Annotated in this window: 29 protein-coding genes; 2 read left to right on the top strand and 27 right to left on the bottom strand. The window is 59.0% G+C overall.

Annotated elements, in window-relative coordinates; translation table 11 throughout:
* Positions 1 to 40 precede the first annotated feature (40 nt).
* Complete coding sequence (locus C450_RS05940) at positions 41 to 1,513, top strand: hypothetical protein (protein WP_152424436.1); 1,473 nt, start codon at positions 41 to 43, stop codon at positions 1,511 to 1,513.
* A gap of 310 nt (positions 1,514 to 1,823) precedes the next feature.
* On the opposite strand, the gene C450_RS05935 is transcribed toward C450_RS05940, so the two are convergent.
* From C450_RS05935 to C450_RS22230, 22 genes are all read right to left on the bottom strand, one after another.
* Positions 1,824 to 2,117, bottom strand: a complete 294-nt coding sequence (locus C450_RS05935) for a hypothetical protein (RefSeq protein WP_005041315.1) — start codon at positions 2,115 to 2,117, stop codon at positions 1,824 to 1,826.
* Between the two features lie 46 nt (positions 2,118 to 2,163).
* Entirely contained in the window at positions 2,164 to 2,895 is a 732-nt protein-coding gene (locus tag C450_RS05930; RefSeq protein ID WP_005041313.1) for a hypothetical protein, read from the bottom strand.
* Complete coding sequence (locus C450_RS05925) at positions 2,892 to 3,167, bottom strand: hypothetical protein (protein ID WP_005041311.1); 276 nt, start codon at positions 3,165 to 3,167, stop codon at positions 2,892 to 2,894. The genes C450_RS05930 and C450_RS05925 overlap by 4 nt, the downstream gene beginning before the upstream one ends.
* On the bottom strand, positions 3,164 to 3,550 hold the full coding sequence (locus tag C450_RS21505; RefSeq protein WP_152424435.1) for a hypothetical protein: 387 nt from the start codon (positions 3,548 to 3,550) through the stop codon (positions 3,164 to 3,166). Before C450_RS21505 ends, C450_RS05925 begins: the two co-directional genes overlap by 4 nt.
* The gene (locus tag C450_RS05920) at positions 3,547 to 3,969 is read right to left on the bottom strand and encodes a hypothetical protein (protein ID WP_005041308.1); all 423 of its coding nucleotides are present in this window, start codon (positions 3,967 to 3,969) and stop codon (positions 3,547 to 3,549) included. Before C450_RS05920 ends, C450_RS21505 begins: the two co-directional genes overlap by 4 nt.
* Before the next feature lie 58 nt (positions 3,970 to 4,027).
* Positions 4,028 to 4,366 (bottom strand): hypothetical protein, encoded by a 339-nt coding sequence (locus tag C450_RS05915; RefSeq protein ID WP_005041306.1) that lies wholly within the window; start codon positions 4,364 to 4,366, stop codon positions 4,028 to 4,030.
* 39 nt (positions 4,367 to 4,405) lie between these two features.
* Positions 4,406 to 4,618: a hypothetical protein gene (locus C450_RS05910; RefSeq protein WP_005041304.1), complete on the bottom strand. Its 213-nt coding sequence runs from the start codon at positions 4,616 to 4,618 to the stop codon at positions 4,406 to 4,408.
* Positions 4,615 to 4,956: a hypothetical protein gene (locus tag C450_RS05905; protein ID WP_005041302.1), complete on the bottom strand. Its 342-nt coding sequence runs from the start codon at positions 4,954 to 4,956 to the stop codon at positions 4,615 to 4,617. The genes C450_RS05910 and C450_RS05905 overlap by 4 nt, the downstream gene beginning before the upstream one ends.
* A gap of 210 nt (positions 4,957 to 5,166) precedes the next feature.
* Positions 5,167 to 5,472 carry a hypothetical protein gene (locus C450_RS05900; protein WP_005041300.1) on the bottom strand — a complete coding sequence of 102 codons (306 nt, stop codon included), beginning with the start codon at positions 5,470 to 5,472 and terminating at the stop codon, positions 5,167 to 5,169.
* A gap of 369 nt (positions 5,473 to 5,841) precedes the next feature.
* A complete protein-coding gene (locus tag C450_RS05895) occupies positions 5,842 to 6,189 on the bottom strand; it encodes a DUF6788 family protein (RefSeq protein ID WP_005041298.1) in 348 nt (115 codons plus the stop codon).
* 591 nt (positions 6,190 to 6,780) lie between these two features.
* The gene (locus C450_RS05885) at positions 6,781 to 7,143 is read right to left on the bottom strand and encodes a hypothetical protein (protein WP_005041293.1); all 363 of its coding nucleotides are present in this window, start codon (positions 7,141 to 7,143) and stop codon (positions 6,781 to 6,783) included.
* A 181-nt stretch (positions 7,144 to 7,324) separates the two neighbouring features.
* Positions 7,325 to 7,963: a hypothetical protein gene (locus C450_RS05880; RefSeq protein WP_005041291.1), complete on the bottom strand. Its 639-nt coding sequence runs from the start codon at positions 7,961 to 7,963 to the stop codon at positions 7,325 to 7,327.
* Positions 7,964 to 8,150: 187 nt separating this feature from the next.
* Entirely contained in the window at positions 8,151 to 8,579 is a 429-nt protein-coding gene (locus tag C450_RS05875; protein ID WP_152424434.1) for a hypothetical protein, read from the bottom strand.
* Between the two features lie 93 nt (positions 8,580 to 8,672).
* The gene (locus C450_RS05870) at positions 8,673 to 8,903 is read right to left on the bottom strand and encodes a hypothetical protein (protein WP_005041284.1); all 231 of its coding nucleotides are present in this window, start codon (positions 8,901 to 8,903) and stop codon (positions 8,673 to 8,675) included.
* Positions 8,904 to 9,000: 97 nt separating this feature from the next.
* A complete protein-coding gene (locus C450_RS05865) occupies positions 9,001 to 9,714 on the bottom strand; it encodes a hypothetical protein (protein WP_049909893.1) in 714 nt (237 codons plus the stop codon).
* 5 nt (positions 9,715 to 9,719) lie between these two features.
* Entirely contained in the window at positions 9,720 to 10,109 is a 390-nt protein-coding gene (locus tag C450_RS05860) for a hypothetical protein (RefSeq protein ID WP_005041280.1), read from the bottom strand.
* Complete coding sequence (locus C450_RS05855) at positions 10,106 to 10,573, bottom strand: hypothetical protein (protein ID WP_005041277.1); 468 nt, start codon at positions 10,571 to 10,573, stop codon at positions 10,106 to 10,108. The genes C450_RS05860 and C450_RS05855 overlap by 4 nt, the downstream gene beginning before the upstream one ends.
* Before the next feature lie 98 nt (positions 10,574 to 10,671).
* The gene (mutL, locus tag C450_RS05850; protein WP_005041276.1) at positions 10,672 to 12,810 is read right to left on the bottom strand and encodes a DNA mismatch repair endonuclease MutL; all 2,139 of its coding nucleotides are present in this window, start codon (positions 12,808 to 12,810) and stop codon (positions 10,672 to 10,674) included.
* A 222-nt stretch (positions 12,811 to 13,032) separates the two neighbouring features.
* Positions 13,033 to 13,986, bottom strand: a complete 954-nt coding sequence (locus tag C450_RS05845; RefSeq protein WP_005041274.1) for a DUF5131 family protein — start codon at positions 13,984 to 13,986, stop codon at positions 13,033 to 13,035.
* 1,533 nt (positions 13,987 to 15,519) lie between these two features.
* Entirely contained in the window at positions 15,520 to 16,239 is a 720-nt protein-coding gene (locus tag C450_RS05830; RefSeq protein ID WP_005041268.1) for a hypothetical protein, read from the bottom strand.
* Positions 16,236 to 16,838: a hypothetical protein gene (locus tag C450_RS05825; protein ID WP_005041266.1), complete on the bottom strand. Its 603-nt coding sequence runs from the start codon at positions 16,836 to 16,838 to the stop codon at positions 16,236 to 16,238. Before C450_RS05825 ends, C450_RS05830 begins: the two co-directional genes overlap by 4 nt.
* Before the next feature lie 625 nt (positions 16,839 to 17,463).
* Positions 17,464 to 17,646 carry a hypothetical protein gene (locus C450_RS22230; protein WP_049909892.1) on the bottom strand — a complete coding sequence of 61 codons (183 nt, stop codon included), beginning with the start codon at positions 17,644 to 17,646 and terminating at the stop codon, positions 17,464 to 17,466.
* A 277-nt stretch (positions 17,647 to 17,923) separates the two neighbouring features.
* Between C450_RS22230 and C450_RS05810 the strand changes: the two genes are divergently transcribed.
* Positions 17,924 to 19,189 (top strand): RNA-guided endonuclease InsQ/TnpB family protein, encoded by a 1,266-nt coding sequence (locus C450_RS05810; protein ID WP_005041263.1) that lies wholly within the window; start codon positions 17,924 to 17,926, stop codon positions 19,187 to 19,189.
* A gap of 248 nt (positions 19,190 to 19,437) precedes the next feature.
* Here the strand turns inward: C450_RS05810 and C450_RS05805 are convergent, their stop codons facing one another.
* The 5 genes from C450_RS05805 to C450_RS05775 form a co-directional block, all read right to left on the bottom strand.
* The gene (locus tag C450_RS05805) at positions 19,438 to 19,908 is read right to left on the bottom strand and encodes a hypothetical protein (protein WP_005041261.1); all 471 of its coding nucleotides are present in this window, start codon (positions 19,906 to 19,908) and stop codon (positions 19,438 to 19,440) included.
* Between the two features lie 120 nt (positions 19,909 to 20,028).
* A complete protein-coding gene (locus C450_RS05800; protein ID WP_005041258.1) occupies positions 20,029 to 20,367 on the bottom strand; it encodes a hypothetical protein in 339 nt (112 codons plus the stop codon).
* A 919-nt stretch (positions 20,368 to 21,286) separates the two neighbouring features.
* Positions 21,287 to 21,496: a hypothetical protein gene (locus tag C450_RS05790; RefSeq protein WP_005041254.1), complete on the bottom strand. Its 210-nt coding sequence runs from the start codon at positions 21,494 to 21,496 to the stop codon at positions 21,287 to 21,289.
* A 9-nt stretch (positions 21,497 to 21,505) separates the two neighbouring features.
* Positions 21,506 to 22,222 (bottom strand): DNA polymerase sliding clamp, encoded by a 717-nt coding sequence (locus C450_RS05785; protein WP_005041252.1) that lies wholly within the window; start codon positions 22,220 to 22,222, stop codon positions 21,506 to 21,508.
* Between the two features lie 960 nt (positions 22,223 to 23,182).
* Positions 23,183 to 23,364 (bottom strand): DNA cytosine methyltransferase (locus C450_RS05775; protein ID WP_005041248.1); only part of this gene is annotated, 182 nt, incomplete at its 5' end.

Here is a 23,364-nt window from a genome sequence, read left to right as displayed (position 1 = left end):
GAATGCGACTGTCGGCGACAACATCACGGTTCCCGTCTCCGTGGCGAACACCGGCGGCCGCAATGGCACGTTCACCGGCCAGATCCAGGTCACCAAAGGACGGAGCAACACCACTGCGAACGTCTCGATCGACGACGTACAGCCGGGCAAAGTTGGGAAAGCGAATGATACCGCGATCAGCTTTCCGGCAGCTGATACCTACACGCTCTCGCTGACTGGCACCAACGCGACTCACACGGTGACTGTCGATCCGATCGTGAAACAACCCGGCCAGTCGCTTGCCTTCAGCGACAGCCTCACTGCAACAGTGAAAAGCGCCCGATTCACGCCAGCGCTGTTCTTCACCATCCAGAGTGGCTTCAATACCAGCAAGCAACCGGGACTGGTGGCCGCCAGTTCGGACAAAATCCTCGCGTTCGTGCGGATGCGCTTCGAGAACACTGGTACGGAGTCTATCGAGTTCAATCCGACGGCGATCGCGCCGACAAAGGGAAGCTACTACAGCAGTCTTCCGGATTCACGGGCAGGTGGTCTCTCGGCGATCTCGAACATTAACGGCAGTCCCCTCTCACGACCGGTTCGACTGTCGGCTGGTGGACAGACTGAAGGCTGGCTGCTCGCACAAGTGCCACGTTCGGCGGCCAAACAGGTGTTCTCGTTGGGTTATCAGGTTGATGGTGCGAAGACACCACCGGAGGTCGAATGGCGCTTCCCGCCGAAGTCTGGATCCCGTCGGAAGCTGCCCTCGTTCTCACTGCAGAATTTCTCGATGCCAAAGCAGGTCGAGGTTGGTACTGAGAGACAGTACTCGTTCACGGTCAAAAACACCGGCACTGGCGGTGGGATGTTCCGGGCAGTAAGTCAGTTCCGACCGCCGGACGGACAGAACTGGGTTGGCTTCCATCGCCACTCTGCACGTCTCCAGCCGGGTGCAACGAAAACGTTCAAACCGACGATGGGCTACGGATCGCTCGGTGGTGGCAACTACCGAATCCGTCCGTTTGACGGCCAACAGCGGTCGGTAACGTTTGTCCCCGCGACGCGCTCATTCGGCAAGGGCTACACCACGCCGGGTGGTGTGAAGATCACTCTCAATGGTCTCCAAGCATCCGGGTTCTACGTGATTAACGAGTCGTGGGCGGACCGGACGACGCCAGACTCCGGCCAGCACTATCTTCTGGTCCGGGTCAATACCAAAGTCATCGAACAGCAGGCAGATGGGATATCCAATGAGGATTTCACTATCAACCACAACGGGACGAGCTATGACATCGAATACCCCGTGTCTGATCTGAAACAGCCTGTGCGAGGGGGACTGTTCACCGAGTCGGGAGAGACACAGAGCGCAACGAGTACTGGATGGCTGGTGTTTGCGGTTCCACAAACGATCACACCGCAAAACGTCACTATCCAGTGGTCTCAAGACAACGCGACAGTCCGGTGGCAGGCGGGTCAAAATTCCTCGACGACATCCTCACCAGCCACGCCTTCGTCGACGACGACCGGACGATAGAGAGACAATATGCGGATTCGTTGGTGGCCGTTCTTTGCTCATCAGAAAAACGTGGCTTGGCGGGTTTCTCCGGCGTGATCCCCTTCGTTAGGGCCACTCCAGACAGGACGGCCAGGAGCGTCGGCAGCCGGGCAAATCGAGTAGTCACAGACCTCTTCGAGCGCCCGTTGGTCGCGTTTTGCGTGGATCCGACACCGGTGATCTGATGGCCGCCGACACGATTCGCCGACGCCGGCTTTGCAGGTTGGACACGCGACCTCAAGTGCGGGGTCACGCTCCCATTCTTGCCCGCAGTTGTTGCAGGAGGCCGTCATCGCAACCCGTCGATGGTCACGTAGTATGGATCGTTCTCGGACCAGTTCTGCGCTCGCTCTGGCGCGTTTTCATGGTTCGCGAGTCCGTCTGACTCACGGCTATCGTCTTCGAGAAGCTCTCCATTGTCGTCCAGCGCTGCCTCGATGGGAACTGTGTACGTCTCGGTATCATCGCTGGTGAGAGCGCGGTTGTCGAGCCAGATCTGCGGATGGAACGTCACGATTGCTTCATCTGCATCGGCATGTTCTGCTGGAATCGATGCGTCTGACTGGTGATTTTCGTTGGGCATGGTAATGGGGTGGTGAATGCCGTCGGATCGATGGGTTCGAGTAATCCTACTTGTCGTCAGCTGGCGATGCCGATGAACAGTCTGGCTCGTGGTCGACGCCGGCCCAGTAGTCGGCTTGTGCGCCACACTCCGGACAGGTGAATGCACCAGGTCGGCCCTCCTCTTGCAGTCGGTCGTAGGCGTCGTCGTGGCTTTCGAGGCCCGCGGCTGTGAGGTGGTCGAACACCTGCTGTTGGATCCGCTGTTGTTTCGCTTCGGGTGCGATGATCGTCCCGTTTTCGTCGAACACTTCGCGGAGATCGACGTCACCGAGCCGGATCATATCGACGACATCCTCGTGGCCGACGGTCCATTCGCGGAGGGCTGCTCCAGCAGCGATGTCCTCGAAGATTGCCCCGAAGACGAACTCGAACGCACGCTGGCCGTCCCACGGCTCGCCGTGATCGTCTGGCGACGATTCGTGCAGCGCCCAGTCGGTGTGGGTTCCGTCCCCCTGAACTGTGGCTGCCAGCAACAGCTCGCTCGTTCCCTCGTGAGGATAGACGATGTGCTGGCGGTCACACTCTTCGCAGTAGGTCCGGTGGGCGTACAGTTTCGTTCCGGGATATGGCCGTGCGAAGCCGCCGAGGTCAGCCTCGCTCACGTAGGTCGCTACGCGATCTCCGGGCTGTATCAGTCCCGAGCAGAAGTCGCAGATGAACTCAGCCGGCTCGCCGTCGCCGATCTTGTGAAGTCGGTTGAACTGGGTGGTGAAGTGACTCAGCGCGCTATCGGTCATTGATCGTCCTCCAATGGCCACTCGGTGGTGCCATCGGGCTGGATGCGTGCGACAACCGTACCGTTGTCGTACGCTGCCGGGTCGTACTCGCGCTCGGCACGTTCGAACGCTTCGTCGACGCTCGGATTGTTGAGTGCGGACACGCCTGCGGCGACCGACGCTTCGAGCCCGCCGGGACCGTCCTCTGCACCGATCACGAGGATGTGGTCCGCCTCAATGCGGGTATCCGACACCTGCTTGGTCGTGATGACTGTCGTTTGGTCGTCGGTCATGACCCATCACCTACCCTCACTTCGACGATTTCACCGATGCTTTCGAACTCGTCGTCGACAATGGCCGAATTGCTCTCGTCGGCATAGATAGGACGCCACACCGATGCTTTCGCATCGTACCACTGCCCCGGACTTCGTTCCTCGACGTGTGCGCTCACATGTCGACTCGGAAGGTTGGACCAACTCTCGGAATTGAGATTGACGCGTACCAAAAGCCCACCGGGGATTTGCACTTGCTTCTTAGCAACCGTCGTTGGTGGGACATACTCAGGGTTGTCCACGACTGTGCCGACGAGTTCGGCCCCGCCGCGTAGGACGAGAGTTACACCGTCATCGCCGTTGAGATCTCTGAGTCCTTCTGCTACCTCGGTTGGCGAGGTCACGACTGCTCACCACGGTTACTGGCGTCACAGCTCTCACTGCTGTTTCCGAACAGACACCGATTCGCGGCACTCTTCCCACCGAGAGTCTGCTGATCGGTCTCGACATCGGCGAACAGTGACCGCTGATCGCTCTCCTCGGTCTTGGTCTTCCCACGCTGGGGAACTTGGGTTCGGTCGTCGACGCCGAACTGGGTTGCACTCGGTTTGGCGACTCGTCCGGATCCCTCACTGTGATCGACCTCCGCCCCGAAGGCTTCGAGCGATGTTTCGACGGTATCGCCGTCGGGTTCGATCTCGCCGTCGTCGCCGAACACCATCTGCTGTTCGCGTGGGATCGAGTTCGTGTCTCCTGCGGCTTCTGGCTCTGTTCGATTCTCTGTCTCTGCCTCTGATGCCGTGGCTGACTGTGTTTCGCTCATGATTGGACTGGGAAATCGCGGTTGTGGACTCGACAAGGCGAATTAACTACGAATCAGGCTATTCAGCGTCTTCTTCGTCTTCGTCTGTGTCGTCGTCCTGGTTGTTGCGAAGCCGTCTGAGTTCCTGCTCGATACTATCGGTGTACTCCTCGACCAGTGAGTAGTCTTCACCGTCAAGCAGGAACGCCCGCGTGAAGACTACCCGATATTCCGAGTCGCAGATCTCGCAAACGAGAATATCATCGTAGGTGGGATCCACCCATTCGAACTCGACGTATTCGAGGTGATCCTTACAGTCGTGATCATCGTTCTGATCGTGGGAGTCCACACCGTTTGCTGTCGCAGTGTTGGTTGTCGATGCCTCTGCGGGTTCATCTGATCGGGCCGGATCGCTCATATTTGGTTGCCTCGTACCTGTGGGGAGTGAAAAACAGAGCTACGCATCTCCCGGTTTCTCGTCGATGAGTGAGATTTCGATGTCGAACTCACCGTTTCGAGCAGCTTCTGCCGCGTAGTCGAGTGCCTCGCGGCGCATGATGTCCTCGTTCACTTCACCGTCCGCGCCGAGATACTGCTCCTCGCCGAATTCGAGAACGAGCGACAGTTCGATGCGGCGGCGACCATGCTCTTTTCGAGAAGCTTCTGTCATCGTGCTTCGACCTCGTTACCCGGCAGTTCGATGATGTCCGTTGGAACCTCGCTGCCGTCGGTGGTGATGATCGCTCGGGGTGGCGTTCGTCCGTGATCGATGACGACTGCTCCGTTCGAGACGCCAGTGATAGCGAGCTTGTCGAACTCACCGCTGCTCGTCACGCTCGTTCGGGGGCCATCATCTTCGAGTGCGTGCCAGAGGTCGTCCATGGCGGCTCTCACGCCACCAGTTTCCATCCCGGCGTCAGCGTAGTCGAGGAGGTTGTTCAGTTCGGTGAGCGCGGTTTCGGCCGTTTCGCGGCTGATCCACACGGCATCTTTCGGTTTGGTGCTCATGGTTGTCGATTGTTCTGTTGGGAGTCGATCGTCTGTTGTCGGACTGTACGTCTCGACGCTGCACCCCTCTCGAAGGAGAAAAACAGTGAGTCGTCCTGCTGGTGTACCCAGTGCTGCGGTGGCGTTCGGCGGCGTTTCGTGCCTTATGTAACGTTTGGTGGTCTTATACAGCATCGTCTGTTACATAAGGCGAAACAGGAAGTCGGAACGCTACCGGCTCACCCACAACCCCTGATCGTCGTACTTCGCCTCCATCTCCTCGCTGCTGAGGCTGATCAGGTCCTCGAAGTAGTCGCGAGCATCGGCCTCGGCGTCGAACACGCTCGCGTCGTACCCGACCGACCCACCGACCAGGTGCCACTGCTCCTCGTGGCCGCCGGACTGGAGCATCGGCGAGATCTCGACTGCGTAGCGGCCGTCCTCTCGTCGAGTCAGACGGGCGTAGAGGCCGTGCTGCTCTGCTTCCGTCTCGTCTTCCAGAATTTCATCCACGCGGCTGTCTGCGAGGTCGCTCATCGTCCGTCTCCTCGGTAGCTGCCTTCGACCATTTCGCCCGATCGGTGTGCCGCTGCACATTCTTCTTCGGGGCTTTCCGGCGTGGAGACCGCTCCGAACATCCCGACAAGTTCGCTTGGATCTAGCGTCCGGGTGTCTGGATGCTGCTGATGGTCTGTGCTTTCGATATGCTGCTTCGTTGGGGGTTGTGACGGGCTTTCCATGCTGGAAATCCTCCACCACCCTCGGGTGAGAAAAACGAGGATATAGCCCGAGTTGCTCCGGAAGCAGTGGTGTGGTCTCTTGCCACCTTGTGTAACATCTCAGCTTGTCTGTCTGGCGAATTTTTACATAAGGCACAAGAGCCGATACAGATCGCCCGATGAGCAATCACCTGTTATCGATGTACTCGGACGTGAGCGTCCCGTCGGCTTTCCGATAATAGAGGTACTTGTATGGCCCGTGCTTTTCGCCTTTCTTCATGCACTTGCAGGTTTCGTCACCGCACGTGACCTTTTCCATCACGACGGTCCCGCCCTTCGGACTGCTCCCATCCTCGTCGACGGGATCGGCGGCGTCCGGTAGTTCACCGTTGTCGATCGGCTGCTGAGTCCATTCAAGCAGTTCGTCGATATACTCGCGGGTTACCAAGAGCGATTCGCGGTCTTGTTTCGGGAGCCCCTTGCGGAGATACTTCGGCAGCGAACCCGGAGCAGCCGGCGGCTCTTCTGAAGCCATGATTGACCTTATGTAACATCCAGACCTACATAAGGATGCTTGTTGTTACATAAGGCAGTGATGCCGAGTCATCCTGTCTCCGATCAGATGGTCTGGTTGTCGTCCTTGAGACNTCCAACAGGAGTGTCTCGATTTTGTAGTAAGCGCGCACCGTCCAATCCGAAGGCCGTTCGTGCTTGATCGTTCGGCGGGCTTCGAAGATGTTCGTGATCTCAGCAAGCGCGGTAGCCGCTTCATCGCCGGTGTCGTACATCTCCTTCCACCGTACATCCCGATTGCCCGGTGCGAGGACCTCCCAACCGGTTTTCTTCGGATGATCGAGCGCGAGTGCTCCCGCACTGCTGCCGTTAGGATGAAACTGCTTGCGCTCGGCTTCGATCACCANCCAACCGGTTTTCTTCGGATGATCGAGCGCGAGTGCTCCCGCACTGCTGCCGTTAGGATGAAACTGCTTGCGCTCGGCTTCGATCACCATCCGCCCGGAAACTTCTTCGACCTCGACGTACCACTCATTGTGAGTGTCTGCGAGCGCTTCTCTGATGTGAGATGGGATTTCGGTTGTCTCGTCCGGCGGTCGTCCACGCACACCCATCAGCGACCCTCCTGTTCTGCGTGATGGTTGGCTTCAGGAGCGTGCTCGCGTTCGTCGTGAGTGAGGAAGACACTGTAGTCCTCGGTTTCGAATTCACACCCCTCCGCTTTGCAATTGTGGGGTGGGTCGGGCACGACGCTTGCGAGTGCTTCTGAGCTGAATGGATCGATGCCGAGTTGTTCTGCAAGCCAGCGTGAACTCGCCGCGGCCCACAGCGTCCGGTTTCCGGGAAGTGGAACGAACAGATCCACGCTGCTGGAACCGCTGTATGCTGCCGGCCAGTAGCTTTCGCGGAACTGGCAGATGGTGAGATCGATGGTGAACCACCGGCTCTGAATACCGATATCTGAATGCTTGCTCATCTGTGTCTGCCTCGCTGCTCCGGCGTGGAAAAACACGGTTGAGGCGGACGATCTCTCTAATCCACTTTCACGCCACCTGCAAAGGGGATAGGAAGGTAGGGGATAGTCCGCTGCTTGGCATCACTAGGGCAATTGCCCTATCGGACAAACATATTCTAGCAATAATAAAGCTATTGGCTGATCAGCTGCTTCCAACAGCGTCTTCGAGACCGCTCGCATACGCGGTCGGAGACACCGTTTCGCTGAACTGGTCGGTGTCGTCGCTGCCCGTCTCAGTATCGGTGAGTATCTGCTTGAACCGGGATTGGTACTCGTGACTGGCTCGTTCGGCTTCGGTTTCAGCGGCGAGTACGCGCGCGTAGGCGCGAACGGTACTCTTACTCGCCGAGAGGGTGTCGGCGATCTCTCCGGTCGATGTATCTTGATCGAAGAGTTCGCGTAGCCGCGACAGCTCGAACGGCGCGTCGAAATCAGTCTCCTGGAAGAGATGGAGACTGATCCGAGCGCGAGCGACTGTCTTGTCACGGCTCGATGACCCGAGCGCACGAGCGATCTCCGTATCGCTTTTCCCAGCGTGGTACTGCTCGACGAGGGTGACGAGTTCGTCCTCGTCGAGCGAGGTCTGAATCCCGTACTCGTCGATCATCTCCTGGATGATGCTCAGGATGGTTTCCTCGGCGTCTACGTCTGAGTTGTCCGCGGAGACAGATGCCCAGCGATCTTCGTGTTGGCGTTCGGTGGTGGAAGATTCACCAGTGAGATCGGTGAAAATGTCTGTGAGCTGTTCGACTTTCTCGTTATCCGCATTCGTCCCGTCCATGAATCGTCTGGTCTTCAATTGGAGTTGTTTGCTCAGGCACTTGAATGTTTGTTCACTGCAGTGGGCCTGTGTTCTCGATTCGGAAACAGACTGAACACACCACATTTCCGTTGTTCATGGGCGAGACCGTGTCTCAACCACATGATTTCGGGCAATACGGTGACTCCAGTCTGTCACCGACCCGTTTTCAGTACGGAAGATACGAGGGTGTCATGTCGCCGTTGGCGACGGCACTCTCGACATCCGCGACGGGGCCGCTTTCGAGATCGATTATCCGATAGATGGCGCGGCCTCTCCACTCACACTTGGGAGCGTGGGCGCAGTTGGCCTCTGCGACGGCCCCGTTGTCACAGTAGGTGTACTGACGGAGTTCGAGCAGGCCACCACACCGCGGACAGTCGTCGCCGATCTGGACGTAGTGATGCCCGACTCTCGCCGTGATGTCGGCCGATGTGATGTTGACGCCAAGGAGCTGGCTGATGGCGTCTTCGAGCGCCTCCAGTCCGATTTCGCGGTCGTCGTCGGCGACCGGAATCGGGTAGTCGGTGAGCGTGATCGTGACTCGTTCTTCGGTTGTCGTCTTCTCGGTGCTGTCGCTGACTGTGTTGTCGCCCATCATCAGTATCCTCCACCCCCTCTGGGGAGGACAAACCATCGAGATCACCATTGCTGCCTTCGCTGGTCGGAGAAAAGTGCCGCTTGAGGCTGTTCAGGGGGTGACGAACAGCTTTCCTTCGACTTCATAGAGGTAGCCCCGCATCAGCAGTTGGTGGATCGCCCGTTCAGCCCGCTCCTGCGAGAACGCTTCATGATTGGCCAACAGCTGGTGGACTTCGTCTTGTGGACAGCCCCTCCCCCCGTGGTCCTGGATTGGATCCGTGATGATTTCGAGTGCTTCCTTCGCTGTGGCCGACAGCGGCGTGCGAGGATTTCGTGACATTGATTCTTCTTCTTCTTGTGGTCGGTTGTTGGAACAACTCGTAGATATACTGTCGGTTCTCAACAGGCAGATTCGAACCTGTGTCCGCCGATTCGGATCATCTCGACCACGCTCCGAGGCCGCTCTGTCCAGCTGCGGGCGCGTCCCGCGTCTGGCCGGTTTCCTCGCAGACCCACTCGCGTCCCAGTTTCAGGGCGATGTCGAGACCGCATTCTTTCGGTAGTTCCACGACCTCGTGTTTCTCGTGGTCGTGCGCTCGCAGCCACGGTGCGAGGGCGATCGTCCCGTTCCCACTCCCGCGCCACGCTTCGACGTAGAGATACGCTCGCGTCGCCAGACTCGGTTCTGTATCCGCGGTTCGTCCGCCCGCCATGTTGACGGCCTTCTCGGTGCCCTCCTGCCGGTAGCAGACGATGTGCTCGCGCTCTTCGAGGTAGTAGCGATCGAGAACGAAGCCAACCGGAGGGTCGAACACTGCCTCTTCGACGTGGGGGTGGTTCCAGCGCTCCGGTGCGTGGCGTTCCATCCACGCGACCGCACGCTCGACACCCCACGCTGTCGCCTCGGCTTGTGTCTCGCCATCTTCCAACGAGCGTTCCACGGGCTGAATCTTGCTGCAGAAGCCGTCTACGCGGTCGTCGAAGATGGCGACACGAACACGATCGGTGATGCCGGAGAAGACGCCCACTGACCGCTGTGCTGACTCGCCGGTCCAGACGTGGCCGTTCTTGTTCGACCCCGGCATATGGACCCACCCGTTCACCTCAGCAGGAAGAACGAACCTGTCGGGGAGTGGTGGTCTGTTAACCATGCCCCTCACTCGGTTTCGATAGGAGTGTCGAGACGGACAGCGGCCACACGGAACGCCGCGACGACTTCGTCGACGGTAGTCGCTGCATCTTCGCGCTCGATGGTGAGGTCGATCTGCTGGCGGATCGTATCTGGGTCGTGCTCGTATCGCCAGATTGCCTGCTCGATACGTGGGTGCGTCAGCAGGTCCGTCTCGATGTCGAGGTCATCAGTAGCTCGGAGGACGGCCGCGCCTGCATGGATGCGGTCGCCGTACCCATCGATGCCCTCGCGGAGTGCAGCGAGCGCGCTCTGGAAATCGAGGTCTGCCGCTTCACGACTGGCCATCACGGCCGGTGCGATACCCTCGTCTGTACCGGCCGAAAGCCGGCGCTGGGACTCTGCCGAGTCGCTCATTGTGCGACTCCTTCCGACCCGACGACATCCTCCGACTGGTTATCCTGCTCACTGGAGCCGGGCTTTTTCGGGCTGTGATCGAATGAATCGTACTGAACAGTGCCATCGGGCCAGACGCTCCATTGACCGGCGAGCAGTGGGAAGCGAGCTTTCTCGTGGCCGATCGTCTCGATTACGAATCGCTCTTCGAGGTGGGGTGCGATTCGTTCGAGGAACTCCTCGGCGTGGCCGTATTCTCGATCGACCCGCTCACCGTCTTCGTAGATGGGTTTCGACGGATCGAACGATGCGTAGCCGTGGATACTGATGATGGTGTCGCCGTCTGAATTCTCCTTCACGTCGATGTTGAGTTCATCGAATGCACCCCAGAAATCGTATTCCTCGGCGATTGCTTCGATTTGGTCCTCCGCGTTCGGATCGACTCTACTCCATGTCGAACTGGTGGTAGCTTGCAGTGTTGCCATGATGTTCACGGGAACAGAATTGGTGTTGCTGTTCCTCGCCACTCTCGGGAGAGAAAAACGGCCCCTGGGTCACACTTTCTGGCCGTGGCTGGATGCTGCTATCGCCCTTGTGGTGAGGGGTGACCGGGATAATCGCGCTCGAACCGGGCTTCGATATCCGTGTCGGGAAGCTCGATGATGACCGGCCGGCCATGGGGACACGCATACGGATTCTCGCACTGGTCAAGCGTATCGAGAAGATCGACAACCGACCCCTCCGTGAGTGACGTGTTCCCTGTGATCGAGGGGTAGCACGCGAGGTCCGCTACCAACTCATCGATTGCGTCGTCAATAGTGTCCGCGGCACGGTCGCCGGCAGCGAACGCTGCAAGCGCGTCGCGAAGGAGGTCCGGGGCAGCTGTCTCCGTGACGATGCCCGGCACGCTCGTGACTTCGACACTCGTATCGTCCACTCGCTCAGCGTCGAATCCGAGGTGGTCGAGTGCTGCTGCGCATTCTTCGACCTCGAAGAGCGCGGCTTCGCCCGCCGTGAGATCGAGTTCAACAGGACTGGCGAGCGCTTGGGCTGGTGTCTCGCCGTCGAACTGCTCGCGCAACCGCTCGTAGTTGACCCGTTCGTCGGCGGCGTGCTGGTCGATCAGCACCAATCCATCGGGGGATTCGGCGACGAGATACGTCTCGCGGAACTGGCCAAGAACCCGCAACGACGGAAGATTGTCGAGGTCAGGATCAAGTACATCGGCGGCTGTCTCACCGTCGAGTGTCGCCTGCTCAGCCGGAGCGGTGAATCGTGCCGTACCCGTCGGGCTGCTTTCGTCAGCATCGGGAGTGTTGTGCTCGGCTGCTTCGGTGTCGCTTGGACTCGTTGACTGGTCCGAGGTTGTATTCGGCGTTGGTTGCTGGTGTTGACCACCGCTCTCATTCTCGGCCCCGGTTTCGGATGCTGGTCGTGTGTTCACGTCGGCTTCGTGGCCGGATTCGCCTGCTGGTGTTTCAGTCGTCTCGGGTGTAGCGGTTTCAGTGGTGATTTCCGTTGTGGGTGAACCTTCCTGGCTCTCGGGAGTGGCGTCCGTGTCTGTATCTGCACCCGCTGAAGGGTCTGCTGGCGATGGGCTCGGTGATGCGGTGTCCGTAGACTCCGATGGGAGTCCGCTTTGGCCTGGATCGATGGTGGCCTGTTCGGGGGCTGATTCGCCACGCGGGGCAGACGACCGGAGAAGACCGTGATCGAGGAGTGCTGCCTGTATCGCTTGCTCAACTTGGCCGCGGACGGCTTGCTCCTCGGCGAAGCGAATTTCACGCTTGCGCGGGTGAACGTTGACATCGATCTCCGCACCTGACAATTCACAGTACAGCACGGCGAAGGGATATCGGCCGGGACCAAGCTGCTTGTCGTAGGCGTCGACGACTGCATCGCGCACGGTCTTTGCACTCACGAACCGTCCGTTGACGTACGTTCGGAGGTAGTCCGGACTGCTCCGAGTCGTCTCGGGATGACTGATGATACCGTGGAGATCATTGAGCGGGCCGTCGGGCACGGCGTCGTCGGGAATGGGAAGCATCGCCTCGGCGACCTCACGGCCGTAGACCGCGAGCGTGGTCGCTTCGAGATCGTCCTGGCCAGTGGTGGCGAACGTTTCTCGGTCGTTGTGTTCGAGCGCCACCGCAACATCCGGATTCGCGAGGGCGTAGCCAGTAGCGACATCGTTGATGTGGGAGAACTCGGTTGATTCCGCGCTGAGGTACTTCCGGCGAGCGGGGACGTTGTAGAAGAGGTCGTTGATTTCCACAGCGGTGCCTTCGGGACAGCCCGCGGGTTCGACCGATTCGACTGTCCCCCCTTCGAGGTGGAGTTCGGTGCCTCTGGACCCGCCGCGTGGTTTCGTCCGAATGGTGAGCCGCGAGACCTCGCCGATGGCCGCAAGTGCCTCGCCACGAAAGCCGAGTGTGGCAAGCCCTGTTTCGAGATCCTCGATATCGGAAATCTTGCTGGTGGTATGCTTTTCGACGGCGGCTTCGACATCGGTTTGGGACATCCCGATACCGTCGTCAACGATACGAATGTATTCGGTACCGCCCTCTTCGGCGACGACACGAATCCGGGAAGCGTCGGCATCGATGCTGTTCTCGACGAGTTCTTTCACGACCGAGGCGGGCCGTTCGACGACCTCACCGGCCGCGATCCGTTCAACAGTCGTTGGATCGAGTTGCTGAATGTTGGTGTCTGAATCGGCCATGACTGGATAGTGGTTGTTGCGGGGCTACCACTACAAAGGGTTCGCTCGGCGTGGTGTGGTCTCGTCTTCGCTGCTGTTCAGATGAATTGGCTCAGAAAACGGGGGCGTATCTCGTCTCAGTGCCTCTCGGTCCACCGCCTGCACTCGGGGCACCGGAACAGCCCCGCTGACGGGATGTCCACGGTCACCGTCTCATCCTCAGAGAACCATTCGCCACAGTATTCACAGCTCACTTTCTGTATCGACATGGGTGTGCTTCTGCGCTTTGACGACTGCTTCGGCGGGGTCTGGCAGTTCTCGTATCTCGCGCTGTTCATATATGTCGAACTCCGGATTGTAGATCGTGAGTGCGGTTCCTTGTCCGGGTCGCCGAGCACTCGACTGCTTGAAGAAGAACGCTATGCCGTCACGACGACACTGTTCGAGGAGTGCTCGCGCCCATGCGTGGTTCATCTCTCGACGGTCAGCGTCAGGACCACTCTCGCCACCGACGATGGCCCAGTCGATACCTGAGAGATCGACCTCGCCGACCGGCCCGATCAGCGGCTCGAACGAGATGAACAACGTCTCGGCGTTACAGTCGCGTAGCAGATCGATACGTTCGGTCACGCGGTCGTCCTCGACACTCGTCCCGATCCAGACGTTCGGCGGCCAATCGAGCGCCATGTGGGCGGCACGTCCCGGCCGTTTCGTCAGGATTTGGAACACTTGGTGTGGACAGTTCCGCATCGAGCCGAAGACTTTCTGGACGAACTCGTCCGGAACCTCCGAATGGAACAGATCGCTCATCGAGTTCACGAACACTCGCAATGGATGATTTCCTGCCGGAAGATCGGCAGCTGACCAGTCTTCAACTGAGCTTGCCGTGACCGACAATGGCTCATCGAGTTTTCCAGGCTTCGTCTGGACGTTTTCTTCGGCGTATTCGTTGGTCCACTCGTGCTCTGTGTGGTCGTACCGTCGCGAGAGTCGTTCGGCGTAGCAGTTCGTACAGCCGCTCTCTCCATCAGGTGGCTCGACTTTCGAGCACCCGTGNTCTGTGTGGTCGTACCGTCGCGAGAGTCGTTCGGCGTAGCAGTTCGTACAGCCGCTCTCTCCATCAGGTGGCTCGACTTTCGAGCACCCGTGCGTCGGATTCCACGTGTAGTCTGTCCACGCGATATCTGATGGCTGCATTGCTGGACCTCCACCGATTCACCGTTGCTCCCGTCTCTCGGCCGTTTCAGGACGGGGTTTGACTTCGCGATATACTCGGACTTCTTCGCCGCTTTCGTCGCTATCGATGTCCTCCAGATGGNGTCTCTCGGCCGTTTCAGGACGGGGTTTGACTTCGCGATATACTCGGACTTCTTCGCCGCTTTCGTCGCTATCGATGTCCTCCAGATGGCCGATCCCCTCGTCTTTGTCCTCGAATGTGGCACCGCAAGTACATTCGAACAGCGTGTACAGGTCGGTTCCAACCGTGATGTCGATTTCGACGATCTCTCCATCTGAGCCGAAAGCGATCGTCCAGTGGAGGCCGTTGTGCGCCGCTCTAATTTGATGCGAACTCATGGTTGTCGTTGGTTGCTTCAAGTATCCGTCCGCTTGCACCCCTCTCGGGTGAGAAAAACAGGCTCACAGATGGATGCCAATCGGACACGTATCTGCGAACTCCAGAACTGTGAAGATCAGTCCTGTCTCCATTTCATGGGAAAGACTCGGTCTTGATCGACAGCTGGGTCGACGTATACGGCCCAGTTTCCGTCACACTGACAGACCAGTGCCTCTGACCCGTTGTCCAACGTGGCTGCCACGACGACTGCCTCGCACCTGTCGCACTTCAAGAGGCCGCCGCTCTCCATTCCTTTTTCGTACTGTTCGATCTCTGCTGATGGTGACTCTGTTGACATTGGTTGAGGGTGTTGAGTGCGGTTGCACTCGCTTGAGTCGTATTTTCTTGCGCGCCTCCACTGGGAAAGAAAAACGAGAGTTACGCGCCGAGCTGCGGATAGTCAGGATCGCTTGAGTCGTAGCCGTACACATCCCCTACGTCGGCTTCGCTCCGTTTGCATACGTACCACATCAGATCGTCCTCATCGCGTTCAAAGAGGGCAGCATCGCTGTTTTCCTCAACTACGTNTCCCCTACGTCGGCTTCGCTCCGTTTGCATACGTACCACATCAGATCGTCCTCATCGCGTTCAAAGAGGGCAGCATCGCTGTTTTCCTCAACTACGTACCAGGTGTCGTCCTCGCCGTTGAACGCAAGCAGGAGATGTCCGTCCGTGGTTTTTGCGTAGCCAGCGATCACCTTCCCAGAGGTGTTGAAGCCACCGAGACTGAGAAGTGGGAAGAACCGCTGTACTCCGCTCTCGTCCAGCGCAGCGGCTTCGTCCATCGTGAGAAACCGATCTGGCAACCCATCCGCGAGACCGTCGGGTAGATCACGCACCTCTGCGGGACTTCCTGCACAGTCGTGGAGCCGCTTTTTCGTGAGAGTGGTGAACTCCTGNGTCCATCGTGAGAAACCGATCTGGCAACCCATCCGCGAGACCGTCGGGTAGATCACGCACCTCTGCGGGACTTCCTGCACAGTCGTGGAGCCGCTTTTTCGTGAGAGTGGTGAACTCCTGTCCGCATGTGTCGCAGTGGTGTCCCATGTTTCACAGTCCTCCCTTTGAGCTCCGCACAGCGGGGCTGGTGCGGCCTGTTTGTTTGTCCGATGGCGTCATTGGTCTGGCCCCTCGTCCTTGTCTCTGCTTCCACGTTCATGTTCGTGTTCATGGCCGTGTTCTCTCTCGATGCGCTCGCGGAGTTCTGTGGGAAGCTTTGCCAGCAGGTGACTCGTGGGATCGCGGACCATCTGCACCGTTGGATACTCGCGAGTCGGTAGGAGGAACTGGTAGGCTGGCTTGTCGTCTTCAAGCCCGTCGTAGAGCGTGAGCGCTGGTAGGTTTTCGCCGTACCGATAGTCGATGAAGAACGCACCGCGCTCGGGCACATTTTCGAGACCAATTCGTGTGAACGAACCCTCTGTGTCGGTGCTGGACGGTTTCAGGCCGATGTGCGAGTCGCCGGTTGCGTTGGTAACGCCCCGGATCATCCCATGACCCGTGAGCGGCGGACCGTGGCCGACGCGCCCTTCGCAGTAGGCCGCCCAGACCGTCGGGACTGGAAAGCAGTCCTCGACGACATCACCGTACTCGGTCTGCGGGGCGACCACTAGATCGTCGCCTCGACGCCCCCGGTACCGATAATACTCCGTGTCGACGTTGAACAATTGGTCGTACTTGAGGCCGATCTGTTCGACTGCGGCCTCGTAGTCCGGTTCTCCTGCGTCGTCGGTAGGCAGTTCCCATTCCGGGGCACGTTCGTCAACGGCCGCGTTCTCGGTTGGTGCATCTGTACTTCGGTGTTCGTCGTGCTTGTCGCTGTCGTGAGTGTTCATCTGTCTTCCTCCGTGGAAATGCTGGTATCGTGTCCGACGCAGCCGTGTTCGTACAGCGCACCGTCGATTGCATCCTCGACACCACGCGCCATCTGTTCGTACTCGTCTGTCCCGACTGCTGGAGCGTCGGATATGGCTGTGCTGACAGTGAGATGAGTCCGACCGTCTTCGCTGATTGGATCCTCACTATCCTTTTCGGCTGAAGTCTCTGTTTTCGAATCGAACGAGTCACGAATGTAGGTAGCTCCGTCCTCGAAGTAGGTGTACGCCTCTGATTCGGCGTAACGCTCGACGAGTCTGGCGACATCCTGAGCGACGATATCGAGCGCTTGCCGGCACAACCCGTTCTTGGGGGTAGTATCGTTGATCCACGTCCACACACCCGGACTCGGGCCGTGTCGACAATGCTCGATCGCACTGAGCGGGTACTCTTTGTGGAACGTTTCAGTCTCGCCGAGGAGAGGTCGGATTTCGTTCTCTTCGTACGCCAGCTCTCCAGTCTCGCCGTCGGCGAGCTGGTGAAGCATCCGCCCGGCAAGCGTTTCGACCTTGGCCTCGTATTCGCTCTTCGACAGTTGCGGTGTTGTTTCGTCTGGCATTCGGGTTTCGCTCCGCGTCTCCGCGCGTGGAGAAACGGGTCACGAAACAGCCGGACGTGTCTCGGCGTCACTGGACTGCAACCACCAGATCACAACGGAACAGATAGCAGTGGCTAACATCCCGATCCCCGCTAACACGAACGCGCCTTCGGTCACTAAGACCCATATGCCACCTAAAGCCCATGCCGGAGCGAGGACAACTATCATAAACGTCAAATATACAAGAAGTAAAAGTCGCAGATAGAACCAAATGAAGGCTGCGATGACTGCGATCGGCCCCATTCCAGGGATTCCTCTCCCCATAGAGAAGTGCCAGCCGCGAAGCAGATTCCAGTTCCACCCACTGCTGCCTCGTTGAGCACGGGCTTGTTCTCGTCCTTCTTTGCTGGACGCTTTAGCGACCTCTCCGACACGAGACGCTTGTCCCCATGTCCACCTTGGCACACCTCTCAGGAAGCCTTGCTGGCTCACGTCGTATCGTAGGTCTCGAACCAGGTCCACGATCGAAAACGGCCACCCTCGTTCGTAGCTCATGCTGTCAATGGTGATTGACTGATGTGTTAATTCTATCGCCGCGTAGAGATTTTGCCACTGTCTGATGCATTTTCACACGGAACCACGGACCTCAGAGCCGGTCCTCTTCCTGTGAATCGCGCTCTGCACTACGCTTGGCGTCCCGTGCGTCGGCTTTCAGGTGGTCATACTTGACTTCGTGTTCGGTCGAGCAGAATCGCCCGGCGAAACTGCCTCCGCCGCGAGGGATTCGATCACAGCCGGGCATCCGGCAGGTGGAACGATCCTGGTTCATCGGCTTGCGAACACCTCGGTGTCCGGCGGGTCGATCTCGAAGGGTATGTATGCGGGTGGGCGCTCTCGCGAGTTGATGTAGTCCCCTCGGTGACCGGGACCTCGGAAGCAATATCCAGCGTGCGCCAGCATCCTTTAACGAACGACTCAACTGTGCGGTAGCGCGGAGTCCCCTTCCTCAAGGAGCAAGCGAAGGGAGCGAGTAGGGAGGGGAGGAGCGCGTTCGTTTAGCTGACATTTCCGTCATCTATAAATAGCCATAGTACCACATTGAATATGTGGCAGACGACTACGTGCGTCGGACGGCAATCACTCGCCTCTCGGTGGATGGTGCGCAACGCGACCTACTCGAAGATACCATCACCGAGTGGAAGCGAGGTTGCCAAATCGCCACAGACCTCGCGTGGGGACGGTGCAACGCCAAGAGCGACGTACAACCCCTCGCCTACGACCCTGTGCGCGAGGACACCGACCTCGGTAGTCAGCACGCGATTCTCGCCACGCACCAAGCCGCCCAAGCCATCACCGGCTGTATCGAACGTCGGTCGAAAGGCAAGAAGGTCAGCAAGCCGTCGTTCACTGCGCCGACCGTGAAGTACGATACGCGGACGATGACGCTGTTCGATGACGACACCGTTTCCCTCTCCACGACGGAGAGTCGGGTTCGGTGTCCGCTCGACCTTCCCGACGCCGACGATGGCTACCAGCGTCAGTACCTCGATTCGGACGAATGGAGTGCTACGGAAAGTACGCTCACCGCCCGCGACGGCGAGTTCTTCTTGCATATCGGCTTTCGCCGGTACAAGAACGATACCGAACGGAACACTGCCGAGGACGGAACGGTCCTCGGGGTTGACCTCGGTATCGAAAACCTCGCCGTCACCAGCACTGCCTACTTCTTCAGCGGGCGGGAGCTAACTCACGACCTCCGCGAGTTCGAGAAGGTACGCGCCGGGTTGCAACAGACCGGGACACGAAGCGCCCACCGAACGCTCGCACAGTCGAGTGGTCGGGAGCTTCGCTACGTCCGCGACGTGCTACATCGGGCGTCGAAGGCGCTGATAGACGAGGCCCTCCGCTACGACTGTGACGTAATCGCGTTCGAGAACCTAACCCACATCCGCGACCGAACCGACGCGTCGTGGGGTCACAAGTGGGCGTTCCGAACGCTTTACGAGCAGGTCGAATACAAGGCCGAGGCCGTCGGCATCTCGGTGAAACAAGTCGGCTCGGCGTACACATCGAAGCGGTGTTCCGAGTGTGGATTCACGACAGACGAGAATCGTCCGTCGCGCAACGACTTCCGGTGCGCGAAGTGTGGCTCGGAAGCGAACGCGGACTACAACGCGGCGAAGAACATCGGTATGCGGTACGTCCGTCGGGGCCAACAGTCGTCTCGGCGGACGGGCGAAAGTCAGCTCGCCCTGAAGTCTGGAACGGCGACGCCGAAACGTGGATTTACCACCTACCCTGATGGGTTCGAGGCCGAGTTCACGGACAAGCCCCACCCTCAACGAGCGAAGCCGTCAGGCCGAGCGAAGTAGGATGGGGTAGTTGACCCCACCAATGCACGGCTCCCATTTCCTCTGCCTCTTTCATCGATGTCGGCCGCCCGTCCTCGCTGGGCCGGTCAAGACCGCCACAGATGATATGAGACTCGACGCCGCGCTTCTGGAGTTCGTCGTGCAGTCGTCGGGCGTTATAGGGGCACTCACCGAGTAGTTCGCTGGGTTTCTTCCCGTCCCTCGCGGCTGTCGTGGCATCAACGATCACCGAATTTCCTGCCATTGGTTTAACTGATCCAGAACAGTTCAGTGGCAGGGTGGCGCGACAACAGCATATCACACTCTTTACACCAGTGGTTCATCATGGGACCGCTACAGTCGCCGTATGAGGTTTCGACGACATCCCCCTGCTCGTCGTAGGTGTAGAGGTACTCGCGCGGTTCGATCACGCTGAGACGATTGGTGCCGCACTCCGGACACGGATCACCCGGTTCCCAGCCGTCGTATTGCCAACCGTCGTCAGGTTCGAGCGATGAGAGGATGCCCGCCAATTCGGCGACCGTGTGAGAATCGTCATCTTCGAGGTCCAGCAGGGGCGAGAGATCGATTTCCTCGCCGAGGGCGTGTCCGTCCTGCTGATCGCGTTCGTGGATGACGATGTTCTGTGCCGTCTGAAGGACGGCTTCTAGGATGGTCGTGAGCTGTTCTCGGTCGTTAATTTCGCTTGTGGTCGGGACTGCGATTCCGTTTTGTGACATGATGTTTCGTGGTTCGGCTGATGATCTCGATTGGTTCGATGGCGATGCGATCTACGCTCAGCAATATCGGTCGTCAGACGCCTCTGCTACGGCTGCTCTGACGCCAGACTGGATGAGGAACTACAATTTAGCCTCCTGGTACTGTTCGAGCTGACCGATGAGCGCGGTGAGTTCTGCGCTCCGAAAGGGCCGACCGTCGAACGCATCGCCATAATCGCGGGACTCGAGCGCATCCAGCCGGAGACGATCCCGTAGCTGGTCAGCTGTCTGGCCCCACGTACTCGCGTCGTCGTAGTCGGTTAGCACCTCGTAGAGACGCTCGATCGTAAGCATCCCGAGCCGGGTTGACTTCGCGCTGTGCGAGACGGCACGGAACGTGGCTGCCGAGTCGTCCTTGGCTTCGCGATCGATTCCTCGCAACAGCGAGACAACTTTCTCGCGTTTCTGATCGACGGACATAGTTCTCAGAGATTGATGTATAGAGAATCTTGACGGCCTGTTCACTCGTCGCTCTCCTCGCCATCATCGGCGACGACGGGCGCAATGCTATACTCGACGTGTCCCGCGCCATCGGCAATGTCGAACGCGACCAGGAGGGGACTGTCCGTCCCGAGCGCGAGCGTGACTTCGGTCCGCTTGTGGATCGGCCGTCTGATCTGGCGTAGATAGCCGAGATCGAACGTCGACGCGACTGGCACGGCNGGTGCAACGAGTCGGTCGCTATCGCCCTCGGCTTCCGCGACGAAGCGCTCGCAAGTGTGCTCGATACGAAAGCCGACTTCTGTGGCGACGTGGCCGGCGGCTTTCATGATCCGCTTCAGCTCGCCACCTTCGAGCACACAGACCGACGGATGGTCCGCTTCACCGAGCTCGGAGACTGAAGGCATCTGGCCACTGTCGCTCATCTGGAGCGAACACTCCACTCCGTCCGCTTCGATATCGAGCGTCTGGCTGTCCCCATCGAGCGTGAGGCGCATCACGTCGCGGTTCGAGGTCATGCGCGTCACCTCTCGCAGGCGACTCGTTTGGATAGTGATCTTGCCGGCCGTCGCTTGGTAGCTCTCGCACCCACTCGCGTCGAGACGCACGCTCCCCATCGTCGTTCGACTGTCGTTGACGACGTTACCGATCATTCCGTCTGGCGTGACTTCGAGCTGGAACTCGTCGTTGACCGTCCGAATCGCATCGAGGAAGCGCTGCACGCGCCCAACTGAAACCGCTGCCGTGAGCGTTGGACACTCCGTTTCGGCCGTATCTGTATCCACATCGTCTGGCTGAACCGACGCGGGAGCGCTGCTGTCGTCGTAGGTCTGACTTCCTGTCGACATTGGTTGTTCCCTCCACCCCTATGGGGGAGAAAAATCGACGAGCGGTGCGCTCACTCGATTGTCGATTCGTCTTCGGGCTCGACGATTTCCACCACACGGAGTGGACACTCGTCGTCATCAGCGCTCAGTCCAGTCTGCTCTTCGATGTACTCCTCGGCGGCGCTCACCGTCCGAAACAGGTCGTGGCAGGTGTCGATCTCGGTGTTGACGAGTGTCGGACAGGAGAATTTCGAGTCGCGTGTGCCGATTGCGGCGTACATGGATTATGTTCAGTCGCTCTGGATTCGTGGAGCGAGCATGAACTCGACATCCACCGCACCATCGGCCAACTCGAAGGTGAGTTTGGCCGGGAACTCTTCGCCGAGCCGCATCCGAACGACGGTATCCGTTGGAATCGGCTTGCGGAGATCCTTCAGGTAGTCCAGGCTGAACAGTGAATACGCACTCCCCCAGTCAGCATCTTCGAGATCGTCGCCAGTGAGCTCGAGATCGACATCGTCGGTGTCACCCTCGGCGTTCGCGATGAAACACTCCTCACGCTCGTCGACCTGGAGGGTGATGTGATCGGCGACCATATCTGCGGCTCGAATCGCCCGCTTGAACTCGGCTTCGTCGACGGAGACTGCAGCGGGCAAGTCGAGATCCGGGATATCGGGCTCTGCTCGGATCGCCGCGGGATCGATGAGTGCGAGCGTGTATTCGACAGCGTTGACCTGCACGTCCAGTTTCCGGGTCTTAGGATCGAGATCGAACTGCACGAGGTCGTCGTCGTTGTCGGCGATGCCGACCACCTCGTCCAACCGTTCGAGATTGATACCGATCTCGCCACAGTCCGTGTCGTAGGCTTCGAACGCATCAGCCGATACCTGCTCGTTGACCATCGCCACGTTGGCCGGATCGACCGCGCGAATGACCAGCCCATCCGTATCGAGGTGGACGCGACACTCGTCGACGACTGCGTGAGCCGTGTCGATGACCTCCTGCATGTAGCCGGCCTCGATCGATGCCTCGAATAGGCCAACATTGCCCGTGGGGAGTGACTCTGCTTCTTCATCTTTCACCTCCTCTTTTGCTGCTTCGTTCTGCTCGGTCGCGGTGTCGTCTTCGACCGGAGCAGTTGCGTCATCGGTTTCGGCAGGGGTGGTCGGCGTGTCGCTTTCCGAAGCAGTGGTCCCGTCTTCGCTTTCGTCCTCGTCCTCGCTCTCGTCGTTGACGCCCCCACTGCTCTTGCTCTCCTGGCTGCTGTCACTCTCGTCGGTACTGGGAGTGCTGTCGTCAGAATCATCTCCCGTATCTGGGTCTGTGTCTGTCTCTTATACACATCTCTGATGGCGCGAGGGAGNCTTCCGAGGTCCCGGTCACCGAGGGGACTACATCAACTCGCGAGAGCGCCCACCCGCATACATACCCTTCGAGATCGGCGACGATGTTTTCGATGCCGTCTTTGAGAACGCCGTTGCCCTCGACAGTGCCATCGGGCTGGATGCGGTAGGACTGATCGAGCTTCTCGGCGGAGACGGTTTCACCGTCGTCTTCGACCTCGGCGGTCATGCCCTTCTGTTCGAGCTCGTGTTTGAGCGCACGGGCCATCGCCGACGTGTCGGTGTCGCTATCAGCACTGGAGCGCGCGCTACTGGCTCCGTGGTTACTGGTATCCCCAGCGGACTCGGTTGCCGTGTCGTTAGTGTTAGTTGGTGCGTCTGGGTTCGAGCTGCTGGTGTCTCCTTCAGTCATGATTATCCTCGTGCGGGCGTGTTCATCCGTCCGCGCACCCCTCTTGGGGAAGAAAAACGCTGGTGAAGCTCTCTACTCTCGTTTCATACCATGTGTCGATTGCGCTCACTCAATGGAATCCGTTGAGCGCTTGTCCCTCGCCGCAGTCGTTGCAGAGTCAGCCACACTGCCCCCAGTTCTCGACAGTCCGGCAGTCACCGCTCATCGAATCGCTAGTCATCGGCTGATCCGACCCCTCCATCAGCAGGTGCTTGCTCAGAACCGGATGTGTAGCTGAACAGCGTTGGATCTCGCTTGGAGAGGAGCTGTTCACACAGCGCTGTGGCAAGGTTCACGGGGACTGCGTTCCCGATTTGCTTGGTGGTCTCGGTCTTGTTGCCGGCGATCTCGTAGT

Source organism: Halococcus salifodinae DSM 8989 (genome assembly GCF_000336935.1).
Taxonomy (GTDB): Archaea; Halobacteriota; Halobacteria; order Halobacteriales; family Halococcaceae; genus Halococcus; species Halococcus salifodinae.
This window is presented reverse-complemented; position numbering and strand designations above follow the sequence as displayed.